We start from the raw sequence: 837 nt of genomic DNA, 5'->3' as shown, positions 1-837 counted from the left end.
GAGAAATTGAGGATAAAAATTTCTGATTCTGAGGAGAATAGCGGGGCTATTTGACGAAGAAGCAGGAATTTTTAGACCAATTTATCGCAACCGCAGTAGGGCAGTCTATTCTCGGTCAGCCTCCTAGTGGCGCTGTCCAAAATGGACCGGCCTGCTGTTCATAAGTGATCACCTCTACTGCTGATGGCACACCGTGCTGCAATGTGTCCATTCAGAAAAAATTTTGTACGTGCAAGTTTAACCCGCTGTAACCTGCTCGTACCCCAAAACCAAAAAGGCAGTACCAGTTGCCCAGTACTGCCTTCATTTCATCGTGAATTTTAAGTGTAAACCTTAACTCACTGTCGTTTGCCAATTTGCAGTAATCACCGGAGTAACCTGATCGCGAACGTTCTGTGGTAGCTGAGCTTCTCCTGTTGGCGGTGCATCAAACCCAGCCATGGCATTGACCAAGTTCTCCACCTTGATGGCCAGTAACACTGCATCGCCCGTGCGAATTTCATCCAACTTTTGGGCGTCACTACTGTACCAGTCCTGTACCGTAATCTGATCATCAGAACCGATAACATCAATCAGCAGATGGTCACCGGAACGGGTAAACCAGAGGTTTTCTTCTTCAATGCCCAACAGCTGCAGTACATCCTGATCCGCTGCTGAATTGGACATGTTATTAATCGTGTCAGCACCACCACCTGTTGTGAAATGGTAGGTATCATTTCCATCACCACCCATCAGATAGTCATTGCCAACGTTGCCATGAAGATGATCATCGCCGGCTCCACCATCCAGCATTTCGGCATCGGAAGAGCCAAGAATGATCTGATCACCAGCCTGGCC

Annotated in this window: 1 protein-coding gene; it reads right to left on the bottom strand. The window is 47.8% G+C overall.

Annotated elements, in window-relative coordinates:
• Window positions 1–333: 333 nt before the first annotated feature.
• Window positions 334–837: calcium-binding protein (locus J7438_RS26205; RefSeq protein WP_286196960.1), on the bottom strand; the 504-nt coding region annotated here is incomplete at its 5' end.

This window comes from Thalassotalea sp. G20_0 (assembly GCF_017744175.1).
Taxonomy (GTDB): Bacteria; Pseudomonadota; Gammaproteobacteria; order Pseudomonadales; family Endozoicomonadaceae; genus Endozoicomonas.
Note: the sequence above shows the minus strand (reverse complement) of the source record. Positions and strands in the feature narration are given on the sequence as shown.